This window comes from Pseudomonas sp. R3-41 (assembly GCF_054161485.1).
The window spans coordinates 2,682,059-2,702,283 of record NZ_CP096421.1 but is presented as its reverse complement, the minus strand read 5'-3'; the positions used below and the strand labels follow the sequence as shown (position 1 = coordinate 2,702,283).

Annotated in this window: 17 protein-coding genes and 1 pseudogene; 10 read left to right on the top strand and 8 right to left on the bottom strand. The window is 56.7% G+C overall.

The window, feature by feature from the left end; translation table 11 throughout:
- Nucleotides 1-51: 51 nt before the first annotated feature.
- Nucleotides 52-1,548, bottom strand: a complete 1,497-nt coding sequence (locus M1D99_RS12265; RefSeq protein ID WP_458131926.1) for a CoA-acylating methylmalonate-semialdehyde dehydrogenase — start codon at nt 1,546-1,548, stop codon at nt 52-54.
- 78 nt (nt 1,549-1,626) lie between these two features.
- Nucleotides 1,627-2,972 (bottom strand): annotated as a pseudogene (locus M1D99_RS12260) (aminotransferase class III-fold pyridoxal phosphate-dependent enzyme).
- Nucleotides 2,973-3,075: 103 nt separating this feature from the next.
- Here M1D99_RS12260 and M1D99_RS12255 point away from each other — a divergent pair.
- From M1D99_RS12255 to M1D99_RS12210, 10 genes are all read left to right on the top strand, one after another.
- Nucleotides 3,076-3,996 carry a LysR family transcriptional regulator gene (locus tag M1D99_RS12255; RefSeq protein WP_458132135.1) on the top strand — a complete coding sequence of 307 codons (921 nt, stop codon included), beginning with the start codon at nt 3,076-3,078 and terminating at the stop codon, nt 3,994-3,996.
- Between the two features lie 254 nt (nt 3,997-4,250).
- Nucleotides 4,251-5,087: a transporter substrate-binding domain-containing protein gene (locus tag M1D99_RS12250; RefSeq protein ID WP_458131925.1), complete on the top strand. Its 837-nt coding sequence runs from the start codon at nt 4,251-4,253 to the stop codon at nt 5,085-5,087.
- Nucleotides 5,088-5,141: 54 nt separating this feature from the next.
- The gene (locus tag M1D99_RS12245) at nt 5,142-5,963 is read left to right on the top strand and encodes an amino acid ABC transporter ATP-binding protein (RefSeq protein ID WP_458131924.1); all 822 of its coding nucleotides are present in this window, start codon (nt 5,142-5,144) and stop codon (nt 5,961-5,963) included.
- Between the two features lie 10 nt (nt 5,964-5,973).
- Nucleotides 5,974-6,645, top strand: coding sequence for an amino acid ABC transporter permease (locus M1D99_RS12240; protein WP_458131923.1), 672 nt, complete (start codon nt 5,974-5,976; stop codon nt 6,643-6,645).
- A 10-nt stretch (nt 6,646-6,655) separates the two neighbouring features.
- Nucleotides 6,656-7,321: an amino acid ABC transporter permease gene (locus M1D99_RS12235; RefSeq protein ID WP_458131922.1), complete on the top strand. Its 666-nt coding sequence runs from the start codon at nt 6,656-6,658 to the stop codon at nt 7,319-7,321.
- A gap of 35 nt (nt 7,322-7,356) precedes the next feature.
- Nucleotides 7,357-8,232, top strand: a complete 876-nt coding sequence (gene dapA, locus M1D99_RS12230) for a 4-hydroxy-tetrahydrodipicolinate synthase (protein WP_458131921.1) — start codon at nt 7,357-7,359, stop codon at nt 8,230-8,232.
- A gap of 46 nt (nt 8,233-8,278) precedes the next feature.
- Nucleotides 8,279-9,619, top strand: coding sequence for an NAD(P)/FAD-dependent oxidoreductase (locus tag M1D99_RS12225; protein WP_458131920.1), 1,341 nt, complete (start codon nt 8,279-8,281; stop codon nt 9,617-9,619).
- The gene (locus tag M1D99_RS12220) at nt 9,616-11,097 is read left to right on the top strand and encodes an aldehyde dehydrogenase family protein (protein ID WP_458131919.1); all 1,482 of its coding nucleotides are present in this window, start codon (nt 9,616-9,618) and stop codon (nt 11,095-11,097) included. Before M1D99_RS12225 ends, M1D99_RS12220 begins: the two co-directional genes overlap by 4 nt.
- Nucleotides 11,098-11,106: 9 nt before the next feature.
- On the top strand, nt 11,107-12,135 hold the full coding sequence (locus M1D99_RS12215) for a proline racemase family protein (protein WP_458131918.1): 1,029 nt from the start codon (nt 11,107-11,109) through the stop codon (nt 12,133-12,135).
- Nucleotides 12,136-12,452: 317 nt separating this feature from the next.
- Nucleotides 12,453-13,160 (top strand): GntR family transcriptional regulator, encoded by a 708-nt coding sequence (locus tag M1D99_RS12210; protein ID WP_458131917.1) that lies wholly within the window; start codon nt 12,453-12,455, stop codon nt 13,158-13,160.
- A 104-nt stretch (nt 13,161-13,264) separates the two neighbouring features.
- On the opposite strand, the gene M1D99_RS12205 is transcribed toward M1D99_RS12210, so the two are convergent.
- From M1D99_RS12205 to M1D99_RS12180, 6 genes are all read right to left on the bottom strand, one after another.
- A complete protein-coding gene (locus M1D99_RS12205) occupies nt 13,265-14,059 on the bottom strand; it encodes an SDR family NAD(P)-dependent oxidoreductase (protein WP_458131916.1) in 795 nt (264 codons plus the stop codon).
- A gap of 680 nt (nt 14,060-14,739) precedes the next feature.
- Nucleotides 14,740-16,026, bottom strand: a complete 1,287-nt coding sequence (locus M1D99_RS12200) for an OprD family porin (protein ID WP_458131915.1) — start codon at nt 16,024-16,026, stop codon at nt 14,740-14,742.
- Nucleotides 16,027-16,088: 62 nt separating this feature from the next.
- Nucleotides 16,089-17,405 carry an MFS transporter gene (locus tag M1D99_RS12195; RefSeq protein ID WP_458131914.1) on the bottom strand — a complete coding sequence of 439 codons (1,317 nt, stop codon included), beginning with the start codon at nt 17,403-17,405 and terminating at the stop codon, nt 16,089-16,091.
- A 68-nt stretch (nt 17,406-17,473) separates the two neighbouring features.
- On the bottom strand, nt 17,474-17,998 hold the full coding sequence (locus M1D99_RS12190) for a gamma carbonic anhydrase family protein (protein ID WP_458131913.1): 525 nt from the start codon (nt 17,996-17,998) through the stop codon (nt 17,474-17,476).
- 12 nt (nt 17,999-18,010) lie between these two features.
- Nucleotides 18,011-19,201, bottom strand: coding sequence for a CaiB/BaiF CoA transferase family protein (locus tag M1D99_RS12185; RefSeq protein WP_458131912.1), 1,191 nt, complete (start codon nt 19,199-19,201; stop codon nt 18,011-18,013).
- Between the two features lie 25 nt (nt 19,202-19,226).
- The gene (locus M1D99_RS12180; protein WP_458131911.1) at nt 19,227-20,156 is read right to left on the bottom strand and encodes a hydroxymethylglutaryl-CoA lyase; all 930 of its coding nucleotides are present in this window, start codon (nt 20,154-20,156) and stop codon (nt 19,227-19,229) included.
- Nucleotides 20,157-20,225: the final 69 nt, after the last annotated feature.

The following is a 20,225-nucleotide window of genomic DNA, read 5'->3' as shown; positions in this document are numbered from 1 at the left end:
TCAATTGCAGGGAGCCTGACGCAGACACTCGAACTGAGTGCCTGCCCTTAGTTAGCCATTGCTAGGGAAAGCGAATTGAGCTGCTTCGTGACTGGTGCGTTGTGGCCAGCGCTGAGTGATGGCTTTCTTTCGGGTATAGAAACGCACGCCGTCAGGACCGTAAGCGTGCAGGTCGCCAAACAGCGAGCGCTTCCAGCCGCCGAAGCTGTGGTAGCTCACCGGCACGGGCAGTGGCACGTTGACACCGACCATGCCCACTTCGATCTCGTCGCAGAACAGACGGGCCGACTCACCATCACGGGTGAAGATGCAGGTGCCGTTGCCGTACTCATGGTCGTTGATCAGTTGGATCGCTTCTTCCAGGCTATTCACGCGGACAATGCACAGCACCGGGCCAAAGATCTCCTCCTTGTAGATGCGCATCTCTGGGGTAACGCGATCGAACAAGGTACCGCCGACGAAGTAACCTTCTTCGTTGCCCGCGACTTTGAAGCCGCGGCCATCGACCACCACCGTGGCACCAGCGGCCACTCCGTCATCGATGTAACCCAGCACCTTGTCGCGTGCGGCGGCGGTCACCAGCGGCCCCATGTCCAGCCCGCAGGTGGTACCGGCACCGATCTTCAGCGCCCTGATTTGCGGTTCCAGCTTGGCGATCAGTGCATCTGCAACCTGATCACCCACGCAAACAGCGACGGAAATCGCCATGCAACGCTCGCCGCACGAGCCGTAGGCGGCCCCCATCAGTGCGCTAACGGCATTGTTCAGATCAGCGTCTGGCATCAACACAGCGTGATTTTTCGCGCCACCCAAGGCCTGGACGCGCTTGCCGCGCTTGGTGCCTTCGGCATAGATGTACTCGGCGATCGGCGTGGAGCCGACGAAGCTCAGGGCCTTGACCGCAGGGGCTTCGATCAGTGCATCCACGGCTTCCTTGTCGCCATGCACGACGTTCAGTACGCCCTTCGGCAGGCCAGCTTCGTGCAGCAGTTCGGCAATCAGCAATGTGGAGCTTGGATCACGCTCAGATGGCTTGAGGATGAAGCAGTTACCGCAGGCAATGGCCAGCGGATACATCCACAACGGCACCATCGCCGGGAAGTTGAAAGGAGTGATGCCGGCCACGACGCCAATCGGCTGAAGATCACTCCAGGCATCGATATTCGGGCCAACGTTACGGCTGTATTCACCTTTGAGGATCTCGGGAGCGGCAGACGCAAACTCAACGTTCTCGATGCCACGCTTGAGTTCGCCGACGGCGTCCTCGATGGTCTTGCCATGCTCTTCGCTGATCAGTTGGGCGATACGCTGCTCATTCGCCTCCAGCAACTGCTTGAAGCGGAACATCACCTGTGCACGCTTGGCTGGAGGGGTGTTGCGCCAGGCCGGGAAAGCCGCTTGCGCAGACTCGATGGCTTTTTGCACTGTGGCGCGGCTCGCCAGGCCCAGCTTGTGGATTGCCTGACCTGTGGCTGGGTTGAATACGTCAGTGGTGCGGCCATCGTCAGCGAAGTGCTCACCATTGATCAAATGCTTGATAGTTGCCATCTTCTTTCCTCTAGCTTGGTGACAAGCTGTCTATCTATTAAGTGAAGGAGCTACCCTTAGCGTACGGGGGCATGCTGATCAGTTGATTCCTTGCAGGGCTTCGCCGACTGCATCGAACATACGATCCAGTTCCTGGGGTTTTGTATTGAAGGTGGGCCCGAACTGCAGGGTGTCGCCGCCGAAACGGACGTAGAAACCTGCTTTCCACAGCGCCATACCTGCTTCGAAGGGCCGGATAATCGGATCACCGTCGCGCGGAGCGATTTGCAATGCACCAGCAAGCCCGCAATTGCGGACATCGACGACGTGCTTCGCGCCCTTGAGGTCATGAATGGCCTTCTCAAGATGCGGCGCCAGATCCGCAGACTGCTGAATCAGGTTTTCCTTCTCCAGCAACTCCAATGTCGCGAGAGCAGCGGCGCAGGCCACGGGGTGGGCGGAATAGGTATAGCCATGAGTGAATTCGACAGCGTGATCAGGAGATGCCTGATACATGAACGTGTCATAGATCTCTCTCGTGGCAATCACGGCTCCCATCGGAATAGCACCGTTTGTAATCTGTTTTGCCACGTTCATCAGATCCGCGTAACACCGAAATACTCGGCCCCCGTCATGGTGCCCATTCGCCCAAAGGCGGTAATGACTTCATCGAAGATCAATAGAATGTTGTGCTGGTCGCAGATTTCACGCAGGCGCTGCAAATAGCCTTGCGGCGGAACGATGACGCCAGCCGAGCCGGACATGGGCTCGACAATGACCGCTGCGATGTTCGAGGCATCGTGCAGCTCGATGAGTTTCAATAGCTCACTGGCCAGCGCCACCCCACCGGTCTCAGCAGCGCCCTTGGTAAAGGCCAGTTCCGGCTGCAAGGTGTGCGGCAGGTGGTCGACATCCATCAGATGGCCGAACATCTTGCGATTGCCACCGATCCCCCCCAATGCGGTGCCCGCGACGTTCACGCCGTGGTAACCGCGGGCCCGACCGATCAGTTTGGTTTTCTGCGGTTGGCCTTTCAGACGCCAATAGGCACGCGCCATCTTGATGGAGGTATCTGCGCTTTCAGAGCCGGAGCCTGTGAAGAGCACATGATTGAGGTTGCTGGGGGTTAGGCTGGCAATCTTTTCCGACAGCTTAAAGGACAGCGGGTGGCCATACTGAAAGGCTGGCGCGTAGTCCAAGGTGACCAGTTGCTTGGCTACGGCATCGGCGATTTCTTTGCGCGAATGGCCAGCGCCGCAGGTCCAAAGGCCGGAAAGGCCGTCGAATACTTCGCGACCGTGCTCATCGATCAGGTGATTGCCTTTGGCTCCAACAATAAATCGTGGATCTTTCTGGAAATTGCGGTTCGATGAGAACGGCATCCAGTGCGAGTCCAATTTGAGCCCACTGGCCAAAGAGATTCTTGTTTGCAAGGCCTGATTCATGACACTGATCCTGAGCAGCGGGTGGATGTCGCGTAGCTTGTGCTGGAATATCATGTACGATAAATCTATATTTTCTTTCATTCAGTTATCGGAAAATTCACCAATGACTAAAAAAGTCCCGCTTCATCAAGTAAGTGATTTCGATCTAAGGCTGTTACGCGTATTCAAGACGGTTGCCGAATGCGGAAGCTTCTCAGCGGCAGAGAGTGTGCTAGGCATCACTCGATCTGCCATCAGTCTTCACATGGGAGACCTTGAGAAACGCCTTGGCATGCGTTTGTGCCAGCGCGGGCGGGCCGGATTCGCGCTGACGGATGAAGGAAGAGAGGTCTTGCGAGCGAGTGAAACCGTCCTAGCGGCCATCGAAGGGTTTCGCAGCGAGGTCAACCAGATGCATCAAAACCTGCGCGGCGACCTCAACGTTGCCATCGTCAACAACTTGGTTACACAACCAAAAATGCGCATAACACATGCGCTCAAAGCGGTGCGGGCCGAAGGCACCGGCGTGCGCATCAACCTCAGCATGAGCACTCCTGGTGAAATCGAACGTGGACTGCTTGACGGTCGACTACACGTAGGGGCAGTACCACTGATCACGCCGCTATCAGGCCTGGACTACAGCCTGCTCTACGAGGAGCGATCAAACCTGTATTGCAGTCATGAACACCCCTTATTCTCCACCGCAGAACACGTGGGTGATAAAGACCTCATGCTTGCTGACGCCGTAGTGCCTACCTACAGGATGACTGCGGAAGCCATCGGCCTGCACCAACTGCTCAATGTAGCGGCGTCCGCGACTGACCGAGAGGGCATTGCATTCTTGATCCTGACGGGAAGTTACATCGGATTCCTTCCCGATCATTACGCCGCAACTTGGGTGGAGAAAGGGCTTATGGCAGCGCTTGATCCTGCCAGATTGTATTTTGATTCAAAGCTCGCCATCGCTACCCGCAAAGGACGTCGGCAGAACCTGATCCTTGAGCGTTTCCTCAACGAACTACAACTTAATAACACCCCAGCCTAGCTATTTTCTCCTCCGCCTCATCCCTTCCTTTTCCGACCTCGCAGCCTGCCCCACCCTCCAAATGTGCCGTTGATCGCATAGGAGGGTGAAGGACATCCGTTCGTAAAAAAAATCTGCATGCCGTGTTGACACAACCGACGGATTGGCAATAGCCTGAATACATCGCTGCACACATTGCAGCACTCACAAAAACAGCGTTGCTTTTCTTTTGCTTGCTCTTCTGTCTACAACAACAAATTACGGAGAGATTCAAAATGGTTCGTTTACTTTCCCGCCCCGCTTCTAGTGGCGTCGCCGGCCTCGCGGCAGCTATCGCACTTTTCATACAGCCCAGTGTTCAAGCGGAAACTCAAACCTGGCAAAACGTTCAGCAAGCCGGCGTATTACGCTGCGGCGCGGCAGTTGCCGCACCTTATGTGATGCGCGACCCATCAACCGGGCAATACAGCGGCTTCTTCGTTGATCTTTGCCGCGACTTCGCTGAAAACGTACTCAAGGTTAAAGCGCAGTTCGTCGACACCAGTTGGGATAACCAAGTAGCTGGCTTGCAGAGCGGGAAATGGGATATGGCCATGGCGTTGAACCAGACGCCGGAGAGAGCCAAGGCCGTAGCATTTTCGGTGCCGGCTACCGACTATCAGATTTCTTTGCTGACCAATCAGAAGAACCCAAAATTCAATGGCGCCGGCAACAACCTCGCCGACTATGACAAGCCTGGCGTGACCATCGCCGTGATCTCCGGCACTGCTGCCGATAAAGCTGTCTCGGGCGCCATCAAGAACGCCACCCTCATGCGCTTGCCCGGCTCCGATGAAACCCGTATGGCCTTGATGTCGCGTCGCGCTGATGTGCTCGCTGACGCTAACGACACTAACCATCTGTTCGCACTGGCCAACGAATGGACCAAGGAAGTGCTACCGGTCCCAGCGCTAGCCAAACAAGGTGTGTCCTTTGCCCTCCCGCGCGAAACACCATCTGAAGATCTCGCACAACTGGATGCGTATCTGACTCAACGCCGTGAGGCAGGTGAGATCGACCAGTTGGTGGACAAAGCTTCTGCCGAGATCATTGCGGGCAACAAAGCCCAGTAACTCCCGCTGACATGCGGGGGCTTCTAATCAGAGACCCTCGCGGAGACGACTGTCATGAATACTCCTTATTTGGTAGCAGCCCAGTCACAGGCTTCGCTTACCCCGGATTCCGCTAACAGCGGGGATTTCATCCAACTGCGCGATGTGCGAAAGGCCTACGGTGAGCAACTGGTGGTGATGGACCAGATGAATCTGGACATGCGCGCCGACGACCGCCTAGTGATCATCGGCCCATCCGGCAGCGGCAAAAGCTCGCTGCTGCGAGTGCTGATGGGACTTGAAAGCATTCAGGGTGGAACGATCAACTTTCAGGGCAAGCCCTACATCGACGGAAGTCGCAAACAGGGCAAACCACTGGACGAAACCCTGCACAAGCAGATCGGTATGGTGTTCCAGCATTACACCTTGTTCCCGCACCTGTCAGTGCTGGGCAACCTGATCCTCGCCCCGGTCAAAGTTCATGGTCTGAGCAAAGCCGAAGCAACCGAGAAGGCTCGCGCCTACCTGGCCAGACTAGGCCTGGAAAGCAAACTGCACGCTTATCCAAGCCAACTATCCGGCGGACAAAAGCAACGCGTTGCAATCGCCCGCGCGTTGATGCTGGAACCGCGACTGATGTTGTTTGATGAAGTCACCTCGGCTCTAGACCCTGAAATGGTCATTGAAGTACAGAACGTGATGTTGCAGCTGGCTGAGCAAAAAATGGCGATGATCATCGTCACCCATGACATGCACTTCGCCCGCCACATTGCCACCCGAGTGGTGTTCTGCGCCAACGGCAAGGTGGTCGAACAAGGCCACCCCGATCAGCTCTTCACCAGCCCATGCGAACCGCGTACCCGCGAGTTCCTGGAAAAGGTCCTGCACCTGGATTGAGGGCGAGACAATGAACTATCAATTTGATTTTCACTTTTTAAGCGGCACCTTTCCGGCGCTGCTGGATGGGCTCAAGGTCACACTTCAATTGGCCCTCGTTTCCAACATGATCGGGCTGGTCCTTGGTTTCTTCCTGTGCCTTATGACGTTGAACCGTTGGTTCTTCATTCGTTGGCCAGCACAGCTATTCATCGAGTTCTTCCGCTGCACCCCAGCGCTCTTACAAATCGTCTGGTTCTTTTACTGCGTGCCGATGCTTTTCGATGTGTTCATCGACCCTGTTGCCATGGGTTTCTTGGCACTGGGCCTTAACCTCACCGCGTTCAACGCTGAAGCGTATCGCGCAGGTGTTCAAGCAGTGCCCCGCGAGCATCTGGACGCCTGCGTGGCTCTGGGTCTGAAGCCATGGCAGCGGACCTTCTACGTGATCTTACCGCAAGCCCTACGTAGCGCCCTTCCAGTACTGATTACCAACGGCATCGGCACCCTTCAACAGAGCGCACTGGTGGCAATTGTTGCCGTCGCCGACCTGATGTATGTGGGCAAGAGCTTGGCCACTGAGGCTTACCGCCCATTGGAAACTTACACCCTGATCGCCTTGATCTACTTCGCCATGTCGCTGCCGATCGCGCAGTTGGTGCAGTGGTTCGAACGGCGCCAGGAAATGGCCGGCCAGCGGTGAGGAGATAGTCATGCCACTCGATTTCTCAGTTGTTCTGCACTACTGGCCAGTACTGCTTAAAGGCTTGGCCCTGACTCTCGCATTCACAGGCGTCTGCGCTTTGTTGGGTAGCCTGCTGGGCTTTATGATCAGCATGTTGCGCCAGATCAAAACCCCATTGGTGCGCCTACCGCTGACCTTGTACGTGGAGTTCTTTCGCGGCACGCCACTGCTGATCCAGTTGTTCTGGGTGTTCTTCTGCTTCCCTGTGGTGTTTGGATTGGACATCCCGCCGTACATCTCGGTGCTGATCTCACTGACCCTATTCATGGGTGCGATCACCAGCGAGACCTTCCGCGGCGCGCTCAAGTCCATCGCCAGCGAGCAGCATGACGCCTGCACTGCTTTGGGCCTGACCTCTAAGGTCAAGGTGCTCTATGTGATCTTTCCCCAAGCCCTGCTGCGCGCCGTGCCGCCACTGCTGTCGAACGTAGTCAGCTTGTTCAAGGAAAGCGCGCTGATCTCCTCGGTCGGCGTCGCGGACTTGATGTTCGTTGGCCAAAACATTTCTAACAGCACCGCCCGCCCTGTCGAGTTCCTCTCGGCGGTAGCGGTCATCTACTTCCTCGTAGCCTTCCCGCTGACCCGATTGGTTGGTGTGGTCGAAGGGCGCCTGCTGCGCCGCTACGCCTACTGACCTAACTGATCTGAAACCACCCCGGAGACTTCAACATGAAACTGAACGGTATTTTGCCTGCCTTGGTCACCCCATTTGATGCCGCAGGCAAAGTCGATCACGACACCTTGGCCTCGATCCTGGAGCATCAACTGGCCGCCGGCGTCAAAGGTTTTGTTCCACTGGGCTCGACTGGTGAGTATTACGCCCTGACTAACGAAGAGCGCCGTCAAATCCTGGCCACCGTTAAAGAAGTGGTCGGCGACCGGGGCACCCTGATCGCAGGCGCTAATGGTTCTTGCACCCGCGAAGTGTTGGAGCAGATCAAGCAGACCGTCGACGCAGGCTATACCAACTTGTTGATCGCTCCACCTTACTACGCCCTGCCGTCTCAGGAAGAGCTGCTGGCTCACTACAACACGATTCTCGAAACATTCCCCGAGATCAACGTAGTGCTCTACAACTACCCAATTCGCACCAACGTTGAGGTCGGCATGGACGTGATCGCCGCGCTGCACCAGCACCCACGCGTCATCGGCATCAAGGAAAGCAGCGGCAACCTGTTGCGAGCGATCGAAATCGGTGAGAAATACAAGGGCATCCAGTTGTCCTGCGGCTCCGACGACCAAGCCTTGGACTTCTACCTGTGGGGCGCTGACAGCTGGATCTGCGGCCCAGCCAACATCTTCCCGGAGAAGGTCGTAGCTTTCCACAACGCCTTCACTAACGGCGACATTCGCGGCGCCCAGGACATCATGCGCAGCTTGTTCCCGGCCATGGCCAACCTGGAGAGCGGTAAGTTCGTGCAGAAGGTCAAGTACGGAACCGAGCTGGCCGGCTTCAAGGTCGGCAATGCCCGTGCACCGTTGCTGCCACTGACCGAGGAAGAGAAAACCGAATTCCGTAAGGTATTCGAAGCTTCGCAGGCCTAACAAGTTAGCTCTTCGGAGTACCTTGTAGTGGGAGGGCCAGGACGCAATGAGTCTGCCCTCCCACACCGCTCCTCGCCCCGTCTACCTATTCATAGAGCATTGCCCCATGAACAACCCGCAAGCGTCATCGCAACAGGCTGTAGTCATCGGCGGCGGTATCGTCGGCGTTTGCTGCGCGCTGTACCTGCAGCGCGACGGCCACCGGGTCACCCTCATCGACCCCGCAGCTGCTGGCGACAGTACCGCCAAATGGAGCTGCGGCCAGATGGCAGTAAGCGAAGTAATCCCTCTTTCCAAGCCCGGCATCCTAATGAAGATCCCTGGCTGGTTGCTCGATCAAAAAGGCCCCTTGGCCCTGCGCCCTAGCGCGCTGCCTGGGATCCTGCCGTGGTTCATGCGCTTCCTCGCCTGTGCACGACCTTCGAAGATCAATGAGATCGCCAAGGACATGGCCCGCCTGACCCAGCATGTTTATAAAGACTATGCTCCACTCCTCGACGCCTGCCCGGACAAAACCTTGCTCGGCGATCGGCCAATCCTGGAAGTATTCGACTCCTCTGCAGGCCTGGCCCACGAGCGGCCGCATCTGGAACTGCGCAAGCAACTCGGTTTCCGCTCCGAGGAGTTGGACGGTGCAGCAATTGGCGACCTGGAGCCGGCCTTGGCTGGAAAATTCCAGCATGGCCTGATGTTCCCTGACTGGCGCGCGGTGAACGACACCGAAGGCTTCATCGCCGCCCTGACTGAAAGTTTCATTGCCCAAGGCGGTGTACGTCTGCGCCAACTGGTGGTGAAGATCAACGAGAACCACGACCAGGCTACTGGCGTGACGCTGGGCGATGGCAGCCGGATTCCCGCCAGTCTTCTGGTTGTCGCTGCTGGCACCGGTTCCAGATCCTTCTTTGATACGCTCGGCGTGAACATCCCGCTCGCCGGCATTGCCGGTTACCAGGCGGTACTCCCGCAGCCGGGCGTTGAAATCCGTCACTCCGTGATTTATGCAGACGGCGGCTTTTGCTTCGCACCGATGACCCGCGGTCTTCAGATTGGCGGAACCATCGAGTTTGCTGCGCCCAACTCCGAACCGAATTTCAAGCGCGCCGAAATCATCATGGAAAAGGCCCGCCGCGTCTTGCCGCAACTGAACACCCAGGGCATGGAATTTGGCGTCGGTTATCGGCCATTTCTGCCAGACACCAAACCTGTAATCGACCGCTCGCCACGGCTCAAGAACGCCATCCTGGCATTCGGCCATGGCCAGCTTGGTCTCACCCTTGGCGCCACCACTGGTCGCCTGGTAAGTGACCTCGCTGCTCAACGCACCCCTACTCAGAATCTCTCTGCATTCAGTGCCCGACGCTTTGCCGTCCTTGGAGGAAACGCATGAACCGCTACGACCAGTTCTACATCAATGGCCAGTGGGTCACCCCAGTCAACGGCGGTAGTTTTCCATCGTACGATCCGAGTGACGAAAGCCTGATCGCCACCGTAGCATCCGGCTCCGCCGAAGACATCGATCTCGCCGTAAAAGCTGCCCGCGCAGCCTTCGATGAGGGCCCTTGGCCGCGCATGAGCGGGGCCGAGCGTGGTGCCTATTTGCGCAAAATCGCCGACGGCATTCGTGCACGTCAGGAAGAACTGGCGACCATTGAAGTACGCGATAACGGCAAGCCATTCCCGGAAGCAATGTGGGACATCGGCGACACTGCTGGTTGCTTCGATTTCTACGCCAACATGGCTGAAGAGCTGGATGCGAAGCGTGAGAAAGCAGTAACGCTGTCCGATGATCGTTTCAGCTCGCTGGCACGCAAGGAGCCCATCGGAGTAGCCGGGGCCATCGTGCCTTGGAACTTCCCGATGCTGATGGCCTCGTGGAAAATCGCGCCGGCCTTGGCGGCAGGCTGCTGCATTATCCTTAAGCCTGCCGAGCAGACATCGCTGACCGCGCTAGAGTTGGCACGCATTGCCGATGAAGCCGGCTTGCCAGTTGGTGTATTGAACATCGTCACTGGCCCAGGCACCACAGTCGGCGCAGCGCTAACCGCACATCCCGGCGTGGACAAACTGGCCTTCACCGGTAGCGTTCCGGTAGGTAGCCGCATCATGCAAGCGGCCGCTCAGGACATCAAGAACGTCACTCTAGAGCTGGGCGGGAAGTCGCCGTTCGTCATCTTCGCCGACAGCGACATCGAAGCAGCAGTCGAGTGGATCATGTTCGGGATTTTCTGGAACAAAGGCGAAGTCTGCTCCGCAACATCGCGAGTGTTGGTTGAGCGTTCCGCGTACGAACCATTACTGGCTCGCTTGGCGGAAGAAGCAAGCAAGATCAAGATCGGCAACGGTATGGAAGAAGGCGTACTGCTCGGCCCACTGGTCAACCGCAATCAATACGACGGAACCCTGCGAGCCATTTCCCGCGGTTTGGAAGAAGGCGCGCGCCTGGTATCGGGGGGCGAGCGCCCGGCACACCTGGACAAAGGCTTCTACCTGCAGCCGACCGTGTTCGCCGATGTACCGGAAGACAGCTGGATCTGGAATGAAGAAATTTTCGGTCCTGTCGTCTGCATCCGTCCATTCGATACTGAAGACGAAGCTGTAAAATCGGCCAACAACTCGCGCTTCGGCCTGGGTGCCGCGGTCATGTCGAAGGACCTGCAGCGTTGCGAGCGCGTGGCGCGTAAATTCCGAGCGGGAATTGTTTGGATCAACTGCTCCCAACCGACCTTCACCGAAGCCCCGTGGGGCGGTTACAAGCAAAGCGGTATTGGTCGCGAGCTAGGTGAGTGGGGCCTGAACAACTACCTCGAAACCAAGCAAATCACCAGCTTTAACAGCGATCAGCCTTGGGGCTGGTACATTAAGTGAGGTAGCGCCATGCGTTGGAAACAGACCCTGCAACTGGCAGAAGTGCACTGCGAAGGCGAGATCGGCAAAGTCATCACGGGTGGCGTCCTTGGCATTCCAGGCGCCACCATGCTGGACAAAATGAACTACATCAACGAGGTCGACGACAGTCTTCGTCGCTTGGTGACTTTGGAGCCCCGCGGCTGTCTGCAGATGTCGGTCAATTTGCTACTGCCGCCCACCCGCCCCGAAGCACATGCTGGTTTCATCGTGCTTCAGGCGGACAAAGCGCACCCCATGTCAGGCAGTAACTGCATCTGCGTCGTGACCGCCTTGCTTGAATTGGGCATGGTGCCGATGCAGGAACCAGAAACCACCGTGGTGCTGGACACCCCGGCTGGTCTGGTCACCGCCCGGGCCAAGTGCGCTGACGGTCGTTGCCTGAGCGTATCGCTGGACATGGTGCCGGCATTTGTCGAACACCTTGATCTGGTTATCGAAACTGAAATTTTCGGTAAAATTAAGGTCGATGTGGCTTTCGGGGGTGTTTACTACGCGTTGATCGACGTGTATCAGACCGGGTTGAGCATAGCTCCAGAAAACGCTCGGGCGTTGGCCGATGCCGGTGTGGCGCTCAAGGATGTAATCAATCGTCAGTTGAATATCCAGCATCCGCTGCTGCCGTCTGTCAACGAGGTGGCATATGTGATGTTCCGCAACCGGGTTGACGAGCGGACCTATCAAACCTGCACCACCCTGCCCCCAGGCCGTGTAGACCGCTCGCCTTGCGGTACGGGTAGTTCGGCCAATCTCGCTACTTTGGCTGCACGTGGTCAGGTCCAGGCTGGTGATAGCTTGGTGTCGCGCTCGACCATTGGCGGGCAATTCCAAGTCGAGTTACTTGGGGCTACCGAGGTGGCCGGAAGAGCAGCGGTGCTGCCACGGGTCACCGGACGCGCATGGCTGTATGGGCTTCAGCAGTTGGGAGTAGACCCGGATGATCCACTGGCTGCGGGCTTCATGCTAAGCGATACCTGGGGAGAAGGTATAGACCAGTGACCTTTGCTGGGCCGTGCTCAGAAGTCACACGAGCACGGCCCCGTCTTCAGGCAGATTTCACTTTAGGTTTGTCTATGCAGAAGAAGAAAATGACGATTGTCGTGACCTGTTACACCGGAAGGAAATAAGCATGCTTAGCCGTTGAGATCGGAACCCGGCTCATGCACCTCCTTTTGTCTTGGGTGCTTCAAATACCGGAGGATGACATCCAACGAAGCTAACCTGGAGTCTCGGTCCAACGGACACGTTGTCGGTAACGATTACGATATGAAAAAAGTACTGGCCTGTATGATACTGGCCTGACCAACCGAGACCTGATGATGGCAACTGATAATGAAATTGAAAGCGGCCCTCGTCGCCATGGCGGCCGCTACATTTACGAAGAGCTGCGCAAGCAGATTTTGACTCTCAAGCTCAAGCCAGGCGTGCAATTGGATGAAGTATCCCTTGCGGCGCAGTTTGGCCTTTCTCGCTCCCCTGTTCGCGACGCACTGGCACGGCTCATCACTGAAGGCCTGGTAGTTATCCTGCCCAATCGCACGACGCTGGTTACGCCTTTCGAGATCGAGGAGTTCCCCAACTATGTCGCTGCCTTGGATCTAATGCAGCGAGTCGTCACTCGTTTGGCAGCCACTCAGCATCGCCCAGAAGATCTCGAAGCTATCCGCCAGGCGGATGCGGCTTATTTAAACGCTGTAACCAGCGGAGACTTCCAAGTCATGTCTGAGCTTAACAAAGCATTTCACATGGCCATCGCGCGGGCAGGGCGCAATCCGTATTTCATCAACTATTACGAGCGCCTGCTGGGCGAGGGGCAGCGTTTACTGCATCTTCACTTCGACTATATCGTAAGTTCAGCGAGCGCTAATCGCCTAGGCCGCGATCACGACGATATTATTCAAGCAATCGCAGCCCGAGACGGCGATGCCGCTGAAGCAGCAGCTCATGAACATACCTTATTATTCCAGCGCCGTTTTCTGGACTATATGCAGCAGAACCTCACGGCTCAGATATCCGTAACCTAATTGACGTTGATCATCACAGCGTAGCCCAACATTGCAGTCTCTTTGTGAACGACAGCGCATGGACCTGTCGCGGCGCTCTTGCAGCCCCGCGATAGGCCTCCTTCTTACGCTACTGCCTGCGCCCCAGTGATTTCGACGAGCGAACCGCACATGAACGCTGCCTCGTCCGAGGCAAGGAAGGCCACCAGCGCTGCCACTTCCTCTGGCTTACCGATACGCCCGAACGGCACCATCTTGTCCAGATCAGCGATGGTCCGGCCGGAGCGGAGCACGCCAGCTTCAAGCATTGGCGTGTGGATTTCGCCAGGGCATACGGCGTTGACCCGAATATTCTGCGGCGCATAATCCCGGGCCAAGTTCTGCGTGAACGAAGCTACGGCTGCCTTTGTTACGTTGTAGGCAATGTGTCCTGGTGCTGGGTACAGCCCCCACTGCGATGCAGTGTTGACAATGGCGCCGGCCCCATTTTCGATCATGATCGGGAGGACTGCTCGGCAGAGATGGAACATGGAATCAAGGTTAATTGCGAAGCTGGCATGCCAGTCGTCCTCGCTCAACGCCAATAGGTTCCCACGGCGATTGATCCCCGCGTTGTTGACCAAAACATCGATACGCTCCAATTGTCCCACTACCGCCTCTACCAGACCGCGGCATCCGTCGCCGGAGCCAATGTCCGCAGCTATCGCAACCGCCTTACCGCCCCTCGCTTTGATCTCCTCGACCACTACCTGCGCCACTTCCAGATTGACGTCACTGACTACTACCGTTGCGCCCTCGCTCGCCAAGCGCGCAGCGATGGCCGAGCCGATGCCGCCTGCGGCGCCAGTCACGATCGCAACTTTGTTTTCAAATCTGTTCATCATCAACTCCTGCTTGCTGTATGGGATGTAGTCGTTCATGTCTTAGGGCGCTCGGTTAAGCGGGGTCCTGAGTACACAGCAAGCTGAAGCTCATCAGTTCGACGATTTCCATACAGCTGTCCATCCGACCGTGGGAGTGTAAGGGCTCCAAACCTGCCATTTCGAAACAGCGGTAGCTCAGCCCAAACTGATCGGCCAAACCCGATGGTCAAAAGTTGTGACCGTGATAAGGCTGCTGACGACGGGCAAAAATCACTGATCCTCCTGGTCACTTCACTGCATCGGAAGGGTCTTTCTGCCCGCTCAGGAATACAATGTGTACAGCAATGCATGCAATCTAGCTACTGCGATTTGGCGTGTCAACAAGCCCATGCTCAACGCGACCGTTGGCACCGGTTTCGGGATCACGTTCAAGTGAGAACTGGCAGGGACTAAAAAATTGGGTGTGTAAAATCAGGACCTCTCACCTCTCATAGTAGGTTTCCGGCGGCGCGGTCATGAACCGCATGCCCGAATTCGATGAATTCAAAGCCCGTCAGACCCATTGGATTTTCATACAGGTCGATCCGGTTCAAGCTCCTGCAATTGCTGAATGAGGGGTGAAACGCTTAATTCACTTGCCCGCAGGCGGTGCACAAGCCCCCCGCACACTGCGTGGGAGGAAGTCACCATGGATCAGTTGCAAACCAAGAAGCGTCATGAGAATCCTCGCCTTTTGGCTAGAACACGAAGGTGTAGCCGACGATGACGCGGTTCTCATCAGCCGCATCTGCGAAGTTCGAGCGCATGGTTGCGTTACGCCAACGCAGCGACAGGTTCTTGAAAGTGCCTGATTGGATGACGTAGCTGAGGTCGGTCGTTCGCTCCCATTCTTCACCCTCCTCGCCCGAGGCCCACATGGCTCTGGCCTTGGCGCTGCTGATGTTCGCCGGGTCTACCTGATCGCCCTTTACGTAACGCACGTTGAAGGTCAGTCCGGGTATGCCTAATGCGGCAAAATCGTAGTCATAGCGCAGCATCCAGGCGCGTTCATTTGCCAATGCAAATGTACTGATCTGTTGCTCGCTGAACAGGTAGGTGTCAGTACCACCCACATAGGCGTAAGCGGTATTTCCGCTTGCTTTCTGGTAACCACCACTGAAGGTATGTCCCTGGATGGAATAACCGAAGTTGGTGCTCAAGGTTCGGTTATCGACCTTGCCAAGCAGGTCTCTGCCTTGTTCCTTGGCGGAGAAGTAACGCCACTCAGTGAACGCTTCACCCGGACCCACCCCGGTCTTGTATTTAAATCCGGCGAAATTACGTTGAAATAGGTCTTCAAGCTGGCTGGTGTGCAAGCTCAACGTCAGACTCTTCAGCGGCTGATAGTCAACACCTGCGTAATACAATTGATCGCTGGTGACGGTTGTCGAGTAAGCACCCTGCTGTGCCATCGCCGTCAGGTCTTCGAAATCAGTAGAGTCACGTAACTGTGTGGAGTCGACCTCCAGGAGCGTGAAGGTAAATTTGTCCAGATCCTTGCTCACCAACTGGGCGCCGTTGAACCACTGCGGGAACAACCGACTGTAGTTCGACGCCAACAGCGGAAGCTGTGGACTCAGGCCACCCACGCGGACTTCTGTCTCGGACAACTTGGCCTTGAATGTGCCGACAGCCTTTGAGTATTCATCAAAGGCCCGCTTATCCGCGCCTCGTGGCAATAAACCGGTGCCGGAGCGATCCGGGCTGGAGTCGAGTTTGACCCCTAACATGCCCACTGCATCCAGGCCAAATCCCACCGGGCCCGGTGTAAAACCGGATTGCAACTTCAACATGAAACCTTGCGCCCATTCGTCGCGTCGGGATTGGGTTGCGGAATTACCATGGAAGTCACGATCAAAGTAAAAGTTACGCAATTCCAAACTGCCTTTTCCATCGTCGATAAAACCTGCGTAAACCGCCGAATGAGAGGCGCAGCAAAGCGTCGCGAGCATCAGCGATGCCCGCTGGGTGGTCAATACAGTCATGTTTCTGCCTGTCTTATTGTTGTTGTTGTCAGGAATGGACAGCTACGAGCCGAACCGAACGGTCAGGGTTTTGGATTCTTGACGTAGCGCATTACGATGAAACAGGCGATCAAAATCAGCGGTGCGATAGAGAGCATGCCCATGTAGGTGCTTCCGGTTACATCGTTGATCTTGCCAACCATCACCGGTGCAACCATGCCGCTCAGTTGACCGATGGAGTTGATCGCCGCCGTGCCGGTAGCAATCGCCAGCCCCGAGAAGGTCGATTGAGGTATTGTCCAGAAGATCGGAATAGCGATGAAGGTGCCAGCGGTTGCCAATACCAGCGCTGCCATCATGGCCCAGGAGGAGTCTGAGAACAGACAGGCCAACAGGTAACCGACGGCTGCCGCCATCAGACACAGCACAAGATAGGTTTTACGTTCACCAGTACGGTCGGAGCGCCGAGTCAGCCATATCATGCCGATGCACGCCACGATGTAGGGCAGCGCCGACAGCATCCCGACCCAGAGCAGACTCTGCACGCCGGAGGATTTGATCAGGTGTGGCATCCAGAAGTTGAGGCCATAGGAAGCGGTCTTGATCACGAAGTAGATGAACGCCATGATTGCGACTTCCCGGGTCAGCAAAACACGCCACAAGGACCCCAGTACCGGCTTCTGGTTGATTTTGTCATGCACCAGATTGGCCGCCAGCAGGTCCTTTTCGCCGCGGCTTAACCATTTGGCCGATTCGATGTCCCGGTCCAGTTTCCACAGCACCAGCAGACCGAGTACCACACAGGGCAATCCGGACATCAGGAACAACCAGTGCCAGCCAGCAAGGCCGAATACGCCATCCATCGTGCCCAACAGGATTCCCGCCGCCGGCCCGCCGACTGCCCCCGCCAGAGGTACCGCGAGGAACCAGAGGCCATTCATCTTCGCCAGGTGCTTCCTGGGAAACCAGCACGCCAGGTAGAACAGGATCGCCGGCCCAAAACCGGCTTCCATGACGCCGATCAGAAAACGCAGGAAGTACAGGGTGTACTGCGTGTAGGCAAACATCAACGCCGCCGTCGCCAGCCCCCAGGAGATCATGATCCGGCAGATCCAGGCAGGCGCGCCATAGCGCTTGAGACCCAGACTGCTGGGGACTTCGAACAGCACGTAGCCGAAGAAAAACATGCTCGCGGCCAGGCCATACGCCGCGTCCGTCAAACCCAACTCTTGCTGCATCTGGGTCTTGGCGAAGCTGATGTTGATCCGGTCAAAATAGGAAAACAGAAAGCAGATAATGGCCAGCGGCATAATGCGCCAGGCCACGCGCCGATAGAGCAGCAGTTCGTTGATTGTTTTATCGCTGCGCGCAAGCGCGATATCGCCAGTCATGGCAACCATGATGTTTCTCCATTGTTGTAATTATTGGAGAGAGGCAACGCCCATCAGGGACGTTACTCAACGGGTTTTTAGCTGATACGAATCAATTTGTCCCTGTAAACCTGACCCTTGGCGACATAGTCCTCGGCATTTCGGTGCATGCCGACGATCGCTTCAGGTGTCAGCTCTCGCACGACCTTGGCCGGTGCGCCTAAAATCAGGGAGTTGTCCGGGAACACCTTGCCTTCGGTGACAATCGCACCGGCGCCAACCAGGCAGTTCTTGCCGATGACCGCACCATTGAGGACAACCGCCTGAATCCCGATCAGCACACCATCGCCGATGGTGCAGCCATGCAACATGGCCTGGTGGCCGATGGTGACGCCCTCGCCCACCGTCAACGCAAATCCCGGGTCGGCATGCAGCACCGCGCCTTCCTGCACATTGCTGTGCTGACCGATGCGAATCGATTCGTTGTCACCACGCAGAACAGCCTGGGGCCAGATACTGACGCCCTGCTCTAGCGTGACGTTGCCGATGACGGTGGCGTCTTCCGCGACGAAGGTTTCGGCGTGGATGGCGGGGATAAGCATGTCGTATTGATAGATAGCCATGGCAGCTCCTCCTCAGGCCTGAGCATCAGCTTTCAGAACACCGGCGGCACACAGCTCGGCAATGTGTTCGTCGCTGTAGCCCAGTTCGCGCATGACTTTGTGGGTGTGCTCGCCGATGCGTGGAATCGATCGACGGGGTTGCAGACGTTCGCCATCCAGGGACAACGGCAGCAATGGCATGGCGGTGAATGATCCGTCTTCAAGTTCCAAATTCGCCAGCCCACCGCTTTTCAGCAGATGAGGATCCTCGAACAGCTCCTCGGGACGTCGAATCGGTGCAAACGGAATGCTGTTGGCCTCAAGCTCCAGGGCCAGCGCTTGAGCGTCCATGGTGGCAAAAATTTCAGCCAAGTGAGCCAGCAGGCGTGGCCGCTGCAGCACGCGATCATTGTTGGTAGCCAGGGTCTGGTCGTCTAGCAATGCAGTCTGGCCAAGCAACTGACACAAAGCGTTCCACTGACCTTCACCAGTGGCGGCGACGAACATCTGCTCCCCATTGGCGAACTCGAATACGTCGTAAATGGCCCATGCACTGATACGGTTTGGCATAGGCGCAGCGGCCTGTCCGGTCACAGCGTACTGCTGCATATGCTGAGCAGCGAGCAATACGCAATTTTCGTAAAGCGCGCTTTGCACCTCACGACCGACGCCAGTGACATTACGATCGTTGAGCGCAGCAAGCACGCCGATGGCACCGAACATGCCGCCCATGATGTCATTTACCGAACTACCTGCACGCAAGGGTCTGCCTACCGGGCCGGTCATATAGGCCAGGCCTGCCATCATTTGCACAACTTCATCCAAGGCCAGGCGATTGTCATACGGGCCGTTGAGGAAGCCTTTGTGCGAAGCGTAGATGATGCGCGGGTTACGCTCACGAATAGCTGCGTAACCAAAGCCAAGCTCCTGCATGCGGCCGGGTTTGAAGTTCTCGATGAATACGTCAGCGGTGTCGATCAACTCCAACACCGCGTCTCGCCCTTGCGGAGTATTGACGTCGATGGCGATACACTGCTTATTGCGGTTGAACGTGCGGAAAAAACCGGCACCGGCGCCCAGTAGACGGCGTGTACCATCGCCGCGGGTCGGTTCAATTTTGATCACCTCGGCCCCAAGGTCACCCAAGATCATTCCACAGGTCGGCCCCATCACCATGTGAGAAATTTCGACGACACGAATGCCGTCCAATGGAAGTCTGGACATTATTATTCTCCTCGATCGGACAGGTTCAGGTGCGACTGGCAGCTGACGCGTAATTGAGTGGCAGGCCGGCGCGGGCGATGCATCCGTAGAGGGTTTCGTGCGGCAACGCATCGCGAAGAACATCCCGCGAGGCGATCAGGGCGGCCAGGTCGATGCCCGTCTCGTAGCCCATGCTCTCCAGCATGAACACCAAGTCTTCAGTGACAGTATTCCCGGATGCGCCAGGTGCGAACGGGCAACCGCCGAGCCCGGCCAATGATGAATCGAGCTCGGTAATACCTTGCTGAACGGCGACCAGGCTATTGGCCAGGGCCAGACCACGGGTGTCGTGGAAATGCGCAGCCCTGAGCCTGTCACCGGCAATGGCGCGAACGGCTTGCAAGGTAATCGCCACTTGGCCAGGGTTCGCGTAGCCCGTGGTATCGCCCAAGGAAACCAGATCGCAACCGGCTTCAAGCACATGCCCGGTTAACTCGCAGAGGTCACTCAATGGCACATCACCCTGGCGAGTGCAACCGAAGGCCACCGACATACCGGCAATCACTTGAACGTTGTGCAAGCCCAGTTCAGAGCGCAGTTGGCACATCCGCCCCAACTCTTCGACCATTTCCAACGGAGTGCGACGCACATTAGCCAGGCTATGGGCTGCGCTGACGGATACAGGTGCAATGATACGGTGAGCACCAGACTCTAGCGCATCGCGACAGCCCCTCAGGTTAGGCGCCAAGACTGTGACAACCAGACCCGGAAAACTTAAGGCATGGGCTACGACTTCTTTGGCATCGGCCATCTGCGGCAACAGTTTGGCGGGCACGAAAGACGCAACCTCCATGTAACGCACGCCAGCGGCATAGGCGGCATCAATCCATTGTCGTTTGGCAGACGTCGACATAATGGCTTGAAGGCTTTGCAAACCATCACGCATACCGACTTCGTTGATTGTTATTGTTTTCATGGAAAAATCTCACAGACTGAAGCGTGATTTCAGATTAGTGAGCCATAGACTTAGCGAAAAGACGTCATT

Excerpts from the sequence above, each read along its gene's own strand:
- M1D99_RS12240 (WP_458131923.1), top strand. The coding sequence starts at position 5,974 with ATGAACTATCAATTTGATTTTCACTTTTTAAGCGGCACCTTTCCGGCG.
- M1D99_RS12205 (WP_458131916.1), bottom strand. The coding sequence starts at position 14,059 with ATGAACGACTACATCCCATACAGCAAGCAGGAGTTGATGATGAACAGA.
- M1D99_RS12235 (WP_458131922.1), top strand. The coding sequence starts at position 6,656 with ATGCCACTCGATTTCTCAGTTGTTCTGCACTACTGGCCAGTACTGCTT.
- M1D99_RS12185 (WP_458131912.1), bottom strand. The coding sequence starts at position 19,201 with ATGTCCAGACTTCCATTGGACGGCATTCGTGTCGTCGAAATTTCTCAC.
- dapA (WP_458131921.1), top strand. The coding sequence starts at position 7,357 with ATGAAACTGAACGGTATTTTGCCTGCCTTGGTCACCCCATTTGATGCC.
- M1D99_RS12215 (WP_458131918.1), top strand. The coding sequence starts at position 11,107 with ATGCGTTGGAAACAGACCCTGCAACTGGCAGAAGTGCACTGCGAAGGC.
- M1D99_RS12195 (WP_458131914.1), bottom strand. The coding sequence starts at position 17,405 with ATGGTTGCCATGACTGGCGATATCGCGCTTGCGCGCAGCGATAAAACA.
- M1D99_RS12210 (WP_458131917.1), top strand. The coding sequence starts at position 12,453 with ATGATGGCAACTGATAATGAAATTGAAAGCGGCCCTCGTCGCCATGGC.
- M1D99_RS12250 (WP_458131925.1), top strand. The coding sequence starts at position 4,251 with ATGGTTCGTTTACTTTCCCGCCCCGCTTCTAGTGGCGTCGCCGGCCTC.
- M1D99_RS12200 (WP_458131915.1), bottom strand. The coding sequence starts at position 16,026 with ATGACTGTATTGACCACCCAGCGGGCATCGCTGATGCTCGCGACGCTT.
- M1D99_RS12255 (WP_458132135.1), top strand. The coding sequence starts at position 3,076 with ATGACTAAAAAAGTCCCGCTTCATCAAGTAAGTGATTTCGATCTAAGG.
- M1D99_RS12245 (WP_458131924.1), top strand. The coding sequence starts at position 5,142 with ATGAATACTCCTTATTTGGTAGCAGCCCAGTCACAGGCTTCGCTTACC.
- M1D99_RS12220 (WP_458131919.1), top strand. The coding sequence starts at position 9,616 with ATGAACCGCTACGACCAGTTCTACATCAATGGCCAGTGGGTCACCCCA.
- M1D99_RS12180 (WP_458131911.1), bottom strand. The coding sequence starts at position 20,156 with ATGAAAACAATAACAATCAACGAAGTCGGTATGCGTGATGGTTTGCAA.
- M1D99_RS12225 (WP_458131920.1), top strand. The coding sequence starts at position 8,279 with ATGAGTCTGCCCTCCCACACCGCTCCTCGCCCCGTCTACCTATTCATA.
- M1D99_RS12265 (WP_458131926.1), bottom strand. The coding sequence starts at position 1,548 with ATGGCAACTATCAAGCATTTGATCAATGGTGAGCACTTCGCTGACGAT.
- M1D99_RS12190 (WP_458131913.1), bottom strand. The coding sequence starts at position 17,998 with ATGGCTATCTATCAATACGACATGCTTATCCCCGCCATCCACGCCGAA.